This window comes from Streptomyces sp. NPDC059994 (assembly GCF_042737755.1).
GTDB lineage: Bacteria > Actinomycetota > Actinomycetes > Streptomycetales > Streptomycetaceae > Streptomyces.
The window spans coordinates 1-8,278 of record NZ_JBHWUR010000182.1; the positions used below are offsets into that span (position 1 = coordinate 1).

The window sequence follows — 8,278 nt, forward strand, 5'->3', positions numbered from 1 at the left end:
GCCGGGCACCGTACGGGTGCCCGGCCCCACTTCTACGGCCGCACAGCGCCAGCGCAGGTCGGCCCCCTGCTCCAGGCGGAAGGCCATGGCGCGTACGTGGTCGCCGGCGCCGATACGGGCGAAGGCCTCGATGACGCCCGGCTGGGGCACGTACTCGTCGCAGTGGCGCACCACCGGCCGCCCGGAGGCCCGCAGCGGGCTGGCCGGGGCGAGCAGCACCAGCTGCTCGTACGCCTCGCCGACGGTGTGCCCCAGCATCCAGTGGACCGGGCGGTGGCCGCTGAGGACGGCGAGGAGGCGTTCCGCGAACCAGTAGCGGGGCAGCCGCTGGCGCCGCGCGAGCGCGGCGGTGGCGCCCGGCCTGCCGGGCCCGGGCCCCACACGGTCGCCGCGGCCCGCAGGCCGGGCCCTGTGCGTCCGCGCGTCGGTCCGCGTCCTGTCGGTCCTGTTCATCTCTGTCGCCCCCTTTGATACCGGCCAGTAGCTTTCTGTTGGGGATCTTGTACGGGGGCGGCGGCGCCGGTCGCAAGGGCGGCGGTACGGGCGGGGTGGGGCCCGGGAGATTCACCTATCAGAGTGATACGAGGCCCGGCGGGGCCGGTCGCGGCGGGGGTTCCGGCGCCACGCACCCCGAGGCCGCCGAGGCCGCGCGGGCAACCCGAAGGGGGACTCCCGCACGTATCCTGAGTGCGTCCTCCGACCAGAAAAGAGCGGCCTGTCATGCGCGTGTACCTCCCTCTGACCCTCCCTGGTCTCGCGACGGCGCACACGGCGGGAGAGCTCGGCCCCGGCCCGCTGACCGCCTACGCCGTCACGCCGGGGCTGCGCGAGTGGTACGTCACGGACGACATCGAGGAGCTGGAGTACGCGGCGCTCAGCCGGGCCGCGGCGGCGTCGCTGCGGCTGCTCGCCGGGGACCCGGAGGCCGCCAGGCGCCGTGTCGTGGTCGCCGTGGACGTGCCCGACGGTGCCGCCTCGGCCGACCCGGACCGCGGTCTGGACGCGAGCGCGCTGGGCGAGGTGCGGATCCCCGGCCCGGTGCCGCTGGCCAAGGCGGCCGCGGTGCACGTGGACTCGGACGACGCGGTCACCGATGTCGCCGCGGCGGCCGGCGCGCTGGGCGCGGCGGGCCAGGGCGACGACGACGCGCAGTTCACGGTCGACGGGGCCGAGGACCACGAGCTCTTGTGGTTCGGGGTGCAGGAGATTCCCAACCTGATCGGCTGACGGCCCGGCTGACCTGCGCTCTTGGGCACCTCATGGGCCCGCGGGGGGTCCGTTGTCAGTGGCGGTGGGTACCGTTCTGGCATGGGGAAGCGCACGACGCATCTGGTCTGGGACTGGAACGGCACACTGCTCGACGACATCGCCACGGTCATCGAGGCGACCAACGCCGCCTTCGCGGAGCTCGGCCTTGGGCCGATCACACTGGAGCGGTACCGCGAGCTGTACTGCGTGCCGATACCCCGCTTCTACGAGCGGCTGATGGGGCGGCTGCCGACCGAGGCGGAGTGGCTCGTGATGGACGAGGCGTTCCACAAGCACTACTGGCTCCGGGCGGACGCCTGCGCGCTCACGGTGGGCGCGGCCGAGCTGCTCGCCGCGCGGCGGGCGGCCGGGCGCAGCCAGTCGCTGCTGTCGATGGCGCCGCACGAGCACCTGGTGCCGATCGTGCGGCGGCACGGCATCACCGAGCACTTCCTGCGCGTCGACGGGCGCACCGGCCCTTCGCACGGCAGCAAGGCCGAGCACATGGTGCGGCATCTGACGCTGCTGCGGGAGGCGGGCGAGGGGATATCCCCCGACCGGATCGTGGTGATCGGGGACGCGGTGGACGACGCCGTGGCCGCGGCGCACGTAGGAGCGCGGGCGGTGCTGTTCACCGGCGGTTCGCACAGCCGGGCCAGTCTCGCGCTGGCGGGGGTGCCGGTGGTGGACACGCTGGCGGAGGCGGTCGAGACGGCGGAGCTGCTGGCGGGCTGACGGCCTCGTACGCACCCGGTGGGCTCTGCGGCGCCGGATGGTGCGGGACGCCCGGAGACGGCCCGCACACGGCGGCCATGGGTGGTCAGGGATGCCCGGAGGGGTTCCTGCCACACGGAGGCGTCGGTGTCGCGCCCGGCTACGCCACCGGCGCCTTCGCCCGCAGCACCGTGAGGAACTCCCGCATCCAGGCGGAGTGGTCCGGCCAGGCACGGGCGGAGACCAGGGTGCCGTCGACGACCGTTTCCGCGTCGCGGAAGCTGGCGCCGGCGGCCTGCATGTCGAGTTCGAGGGCGGGGTACGCGGTGACCCGGCGGCCGCTGAGGCCGCCGATCGCGGCGGTGAGGAGGGGTCCGTGACAGATCTGGGCGACCGGCTTGTCCGTGTCGAAGAAGGCCTTGAGGAGCTTGCGCAGCTCGGGGTCGTTGCGCAGGTATTCGGGCGCCCGGCCGCCCGGGATCACCAGGGCGGCGTACTGGCCGGGATCGACTTCCGAGAAGGCCAGGTCGGCCGGCCAGGTGTAGCCCGGCTTCTCGGTGTACGTGTCGAAGCCCGGCTCGAAGTCGTGGATCACGAACTGGAGCTTCTTGCGGGCGGGGGCGGCGATGTGGACGTCGTAGCCCTCCTCGCGCAGCCGCTGGTAGGGGTAGAGGACCTCCAGCGACTCCGCCGCGTCGCCGGTCACGATCAGGATCTTGGCTGCCATCGGTGCTCCCGGAGTCGACCGTGCGTGCCTGGCTCGTACAGGGTGCGCGGGGTTCTTCGCCCCGCTGTTCCTCGGGGTGTGCGCGGTGCGGTGCGCTGTGCCGCTCGGCGCACCGCGCGTACGGGGCAAACGTGCCCCGGCCCGGCCGGTTTGCCAAGAGGGCACGCGGACGGTGCGCGTCGCTGTCCAGAGTGTCAAACTTCGGGCCCCGCTTTTGTACACATACGGCTCGTGACGGTTCGGGGGGGCGGGACGATAGCCTTGACCCGTGATCAGCGCGATATCCCGCAGGGGCACTGACGCCCCTGCCCTGCGCCCGGAGTGCCACAGTGCCCGGGCCCTCGCTGATTCCCGCATCCCGGGCCCTTCGCCGAAAATGGCCAGTAACGACCCGGGCATCTCTCATCGCGGCATAGCGTCGACTTCGACCGGACACCTCGCGTCGTGGCGTTGCGCCGCTTCTACCTACGTCACGCAACGGCGCGCGACAGGAGCCAGAGGACATGCAGACCAAGCTGGACGAAGCCAAGGCCGAGCTGCTCGCACGGGCCGCCCGGGTAGCTGAGAACAGCCCGTTGGGGGGCCCCGGCGGTCTGGGGGGCGCCCCCCAGGACCGGGCAGCCACTACCGGGTCCACGGGGGAGGAAGGTCCTGGCCAGGACGCCGTCCTCGGGTACCTCCAGCGCTACTACCTGCACACCGCTCCCGAGGACCTGGCCGACCGCGACCCGGTCGACGTCTTCGGCGCCGCCCTGTCGCATTACAGGCTGGCCGAAAATCGCCCGCAGGGCACCGCGAGCGTGCGGGTGCACACCCCGACCGTCGAGGAGAACGGCTGGACGTGCAGCCACTCGGTCGTCGAGGTCGTCACCGACGACATGCCCTTCCTCGTGGACTCCGTCACCAACGAGCTCTCCCGCCAGAGCCGCGGCATCCACGTCGTGATCCACCCGCAGGTCGTGGTCCGCCGCGATGTGACCGGCAAGCTCATCGAGGTCCTGGACACCGCCGCGCAGAGCGGCGGCCTGCCGCACGACGCGCTCACCGAGTCCTGGATCCACGTCGAGATCGACCGCGAGACCGACCGCGCCGACCTGAAGCAGATCACCGCCGATCTGCTGCGGGTGCTGTCCGACGTACGGGAAGCCGTCGAGGACTGGGAGAAGATGCGCGACGCCTCGCTGCGCATCGCCGACGAGCTCCCCAAGGAGCCCAAGGCCGGCGACCTGCGCGACGAGGAGGTGGACGAGGCCCGGGAGCTGCTGCGCTGGCTCTCCGACGACCACTTCACCTTCCTCGGCTACCGCGAGTACGAACTGCGCGAGGACGACTCGCTGGCGGCCGTGCCCGGCACCGGCCTCGGCATCCTGCGCTCCGACCCGCAGCACGCGGGCGACGACAGGCACCCGGTCAGCCCGTCCTTCGAGCGGCTGCCCGCCGACGCGCGCGCCAAGGCCCGCGAGCACAAGCTCCTGGTGCTCACCAAGGCCAACAGCCGCTCCACCGTGCACCGGCCCTCCTACCTCGACTACGTCGGGGTGAAGAAGTTCGACGACAACGGCAACGTGATCGGCGAGCGCCGCTTCCTCGGCCTGTTCTCCTCGGCCGCGTACACCGAGTCGGTCCGCCGGGTGCCGGTCGTGCGCCGCAAGGTCGACGAGGTGCTGCGCGGCGCCGGGTTCTCGCCCAACAGCCACGACGGCCGCGACCTGCTCCAGATCCTGGAGACCTACCCGCGCGACGAGCTGTTCCAGACCCCGGCCGACCAGCTGCGCTCCATCGTCACCTCGGTGCTCTACCTCCAGGAGCGGCGCCGGCTGCGCCTCTACCTGCGCCAGGACGAGTACGGGCGCTACTACTCGGCGCTGATCTACCTGCCCCGCGACCGCTACACCACGGGCGTGCGGCTGCGGCTCATCGACATCCTCAAGGAAGAGCTCGGCGGCACCAGCGTCGACTTCACCGCCTGGAACACCGAGTCGATCCTCTCCCGGCTCCACTTCGTGGTCCGCGTGCCGGCCGGCACCGTGCTGCCCGACCTCACCGACGCCGACAGCGAGCGCATCGAGGCCCGCCTCGTGGAGGCCGCCCGCTCCTGGGCCGACGGCTTCTCGGACGCGCTGAACGCCGAATGCGGCGAGGAGCGCGCCGCCGAGCTGCTGCGCCGCTACGGCCACGCCTTCCCCGAGGGCTACAAGGCCGACCACTCGCCGCGCGCCGCCGTGGCCGACCTGGTCCACCTGGAGCAGCTCACCCACGGCCGCAAGGACTTCGCGCTCTCGCTGTACGAGCCGGTCAACGCGGCGCCCGGCGAGCGCCGCTTCAAGATCTACCGCATCGGCGAGCAGGTCTCGCTCTCGGCCGTGCTGCCGGTCCTCCAGCGCCTGGGCGTAGAGGTCACCGACGAGCGCCCCTACGAGCTGCGCTGCGCGGACCGCACGCACGCGTGGATCTACGACTTCGGCCTGCGCCTGCCGAAGAAGCTCAACGGCGGCGGCGACTACCTCGCGGACGACGCCCGCGAACGCTTCCAGGAGGCCTTCGCCGCCACCTGGACCGGCGCCGCCGAGAACGACGGCTTCAACTCGCTGGTGCTGCGCGCCGGGCTCAACTGGCGCCAGGCGATGGTGCTGCGCGCCTACGCCAAGTACCTGCGCCAGGCCGGTTCGACCTTCAGCCAGGACTACATGGAGGACACCCTCCGCGACAACGTCCACACCACCCGGCTGCTGATCTCGCTCTTCGAGGCGCGGATGTCGCCGGGCCGCCAGAGCGCGGGCACCGAGCTCACCGACGGTCTGCTCGAAGAGCTGGACGGCGCGCTCGACCAGGTCGCCTCGCTCGACGAGGACCGCATCCTGCGCTCCTTCCTCACCGTCATCAAGGCGACGCTGCGGACGAACTACTTCCAGAAGAACGCCGAGGGCAACCCCCACGCGTACGTCTCGATGAAGTTCGACCCGCAGGCCATCCCGGACCTGCCGGCGCCCCGCCCGGCGTTCGAGATCTGGGTGTACTCGCCGCGCGTCGAGGGCGTGCACCTGCGCTTCGGCAAGGTCGCGCGCGGTGGTCTGCGCTGGTCCGACCGCCGCGAGGACTTCCGTACGGAGATCCTCGGCCTGGTCAAGGCGCAGATGGTGAAGAACACCGTCATCGTGCCGGTCGGCGCCAAGGGCGGCTTCGTCGCCAAGCAGCTCCCGGACCCGTCCGTGGACCGCGACGCGTGGCTGGCCGAGGGCATCGCCTCGTACAAGACGTTCATCTCGGCGCTGCTCGACATCACCGACAACCTGGTGGCGGGCGAGGTCGTGCCGCCGGCCGACGTGGTGCGCCACGACGAGGACGACACCTACCTGGTGGTCGCCGCCGACAAGGGCACCGCGACCTTCTCGGACATCGCCAACAACGTGGCGATCAGCTACGACTTCTGGCTCGGTGACGCGTTCGCCTCCGGCGGCTCCGCCGGATACGACCACAAGGGCATGGGCATCACCGCGCGCGGTGCCTGGGAGTCCGTCAAGCGGCACTTCCGCGAGCTCGGCCACGACAGCCAGACCCAGGACTTCACGGTCGTGGGTGTCGGTGACATGTCCGGTGACGTGTTCGGCAACGGCATGCTGCTCTCCGAGCACATCCGCCTGGTCGCCGCCTTCGACCACCGCCACATCTTCATCGACCCGTCCCCGGACGCGGCCGTCTCGTACGCCGAGCGCCGCCGCCTGTTCGACCTGCCCCGCAGTTCCTGGGCGGACTACAACAAGGAGCTGCTGTCCGCGGGCGGCGGCATCCACCCGCGTACCGCCAAGTCGATCCCGGTCAACGCGCCGATGCGCGCGGCCCTCGGCATCGAGCAGGGCGTCGCCAAGCTGACGCCCGCCGAGCTGATGCAGGCGATCCTCAAGGCGCCGGTGGACCTGCTGTGGAACGGCGGCATCGGTACGTATGTGAAGTCGTCCGCCGAGTCCAACGCGGACGTCGGCGACAAGGCCAACGACGCGATCCGCGTCAACGGCGAGGACCTGCGGGTCAAGGTCGTCGGCGAGGGCGGCAACCTGGGTCTGACCCAGCTCGGCCGGATCGAGTTCGACCGCAACGGCGGCAAGGTCAACACCGACGCGATCGACAACAGCGCGGGCGTGGACACCTCCGACCACGAGGTGAACATCAAGATCCTGCTCAACGGTCTGGTCACGGACGGCGACATGACCGTCAAGCAGCGCAACAAGATCCTCGCCCAGATGACCGACGAGGTCGGCCAGCTGGTGCTGCGCAACAACTACGCGCAGAACACGGCCCTGGCCAACGCGGTCGCGCAGTCGCCGTCGCTGCTCCACGCCCACCAGCGGTTCATGCGCCGCCTCGGGCGCGACGGCCACCTGGACCGGGGGCTGGAGTTCCTGCCGACCGACCGCCAGATCCGCGAGCTGCTCAACAACGGGCGCGGGCTCAGCCAGCCCGAGCTCGCGGTCCTGCTGGCCTACACCAAGATCACGGTGGCCGACGAGCTGATCCACACGGACCTGCCGGACGACCCGTACCTGCAGAAGCTGCTCCACGCGTACTTCCCGGAGCAGCTGCGCGAGAAGTTCGCCGAGGCCATCGACGGGCACGCGCTGCGCCGCGAGATCGTCACCACGGTCCTGGTCAACGACACGGTCAACACCGGTGGTTCGACCTTCCTGCACCGGCTGCGGGAGGAGACCGGCGCGTCCATGGAGGAGATCGTCCGGGCGCAGACCGCGGCCCGCGAGATCTTCGGTCTGAGCGCGGTGTGGGACGCGGTCGAGGCGCTCGACAACAAGGTCGACGCCGACGTCCAGACCCGCATCCGGCTGCACTCGCGCCGTCTCGTCGAGCGCGGCACGCGCTGGCTGCTCAACAACCGGCCGCAGCCGCTCCAGATCGCCGAGACCATCGCCGACTTCGCCGAGGGCGTCGAGAAGGTCTGGGGCGAGCTGGCGAAGATGCTCAAGGGCGCGGACCTGGAGTGGTACCAGTCGATCCTGGACGAGCTCACCGCCGCCGGGGTGCCGGACGTGCTCGCGCGCCGGGTCGCCGGGTTCTCCTCTGCGTTCCCGTCGCTCGACGTCGTGGCGATCTCGGGCCGCACCGGCAAGGACCCGCTGGCCGTCGCCGAGGTGTACTACGACCTCGCGGACCGGCTGCGGATCACCCAGCTGATGGACCGGATCATCGAGCTGCCGCGGGCCGACCGCTGGCAGTCCATGGCCCGCGCCTCCATCCGCGAGGACCTGTACGCGGCGCACGCGGGTCTCACCCAGGACGTGCTCTCGGTCGGCAACGGCAAGTCGTCGCCCGAGCAGCGCTTCAAGGCGTGGGAGGAGAAGAACGCGGCGATCCTCGGACGCGCCCGCAGCACCCTGGAGGAGATCCAGGGCTCGGACGCGTTCGATCTCGCGAACCTTTCTGTCGCGATGCGGACCATGCGGACGTTGCTGCGTACGCATAGCTGAGTCTGACAGGGGCGCGGCTTTCGGCTGCGGACCGTGCTGGTCGCGCCCACGCGGCGGAGCCGCATAACGACACAGCCCCGCGCCCCTGAAAGACGGGGGGCGCCCACCGCAAGGT

5 protein-coding genes are annotated in these 8,278 nt (G+C 71.2%); 3 read left to right on the top strand and 2 right to left on the bottom strand.

The features are described 5' to 3' along the window. Window positions 1-453: Rv3235 family protein (locus ACFWA7_RS38945; protein ID WP_385538811.1), on the bottom strand; the 453-nt coding region annotated here is incomplete at its 3' end. Between the two features lie 267 nt (window positions 454-720). On the opposite strand from ACFWA7_RS38945, the gene ACFWA7_RS38950 reads away from it, so the two are divergent. Further along, the gene (locus ACFWA7_RS38950; RefSeq protein WP_385538810.1) at window positions 721-1,227 is read left to right on the top strand and encodes a DUF6912 family protein; all 507 of its coding nucleotides are present in this window, start codon (window positions 721-723) and stop codon (window positions 1,225-1,227) included. A gap of 81 nt (window positions 1,228-1,308) precedes the next feature. Continuing rightward, a complete protein-coding gene (locus ACFWA7_RS38955; RefSeq protein ID WP_385538809.1) occupies window positions 1,309-1,983 on the top strand; it encodes an HAD family hydrolase in 675 nt (224 codons plus the stop codon). Between the two features lie 139 nt (window positions 1,984-2,122). On the opposite strand, the gene ACFWA7_RS38960 is transcribed toward ACFWA7_RS38955, so the two are convergent. Next, the gene (locus tag ACFWA7_RS38960) at window positions 2,123-2,689 is read right to left on the bottom strand and encodes a DJ-1/PfpI family protein (protein WP_385538807.1); all 567 of its coding nucleotides are present in this window, start codon (window positions 2,687-2,689) and stop codon (window positions 2,123-2,125) included. A 503-nt stretch (window positions 2,690-3,192) separates the two neighbouring features. Between ACFWA7_RS38960 and ACFWA7_RS38965 the strand changes: the two genes are divergently transcribed. Continuing rightward, window positions 3,193-8,163 (top strand): NAD-glutamate dehydrogenase, encoded by a 4,971-nt coding sequence (locus ACFWA7_RS38965; RefSeq protein ID WP_385538805.1) that lies wholly within the window; start codon window positions 3,193-3,195, stop codon window positions 8,161-8,163. Window positions 8,164-8,278: the final 115 nt, after the last annotated feature.

Excerpts from the sequence above, each read along its gene's own strand:
- ACFWA7_RS38950 (WP_385538810.1), top strand. The coding sequence starts at position 721 with ATGCGCGTGTACCTCCCTCTGACCCTCCCTGGTCTCGCGACGGCGCAC.
- ACFWA7_RS38955 (WP_385538809.1), top strand. The coding sequence starts at position 1,309 with ATGGGGAAGCGCACGACGCATCTGGTCTGGGACTGGAACGGCACACTG.
- ACFWA7_RS38960 (WP_385538807.1), bottom strand. The coding sequence starts at position 2,689 with ATGGCAGCCAAGATCCTGATCGTGACCGGCGACGCGGCGGAGTCGCTG.
- ACFWA7_RS38965 (WP_385538805.1), top strand. The coding sequence starts at position 3,193 with ATGCAGACCAAGCTGGACGAAGCCAAGGCCGAGCTGCTCGCACGGGCC.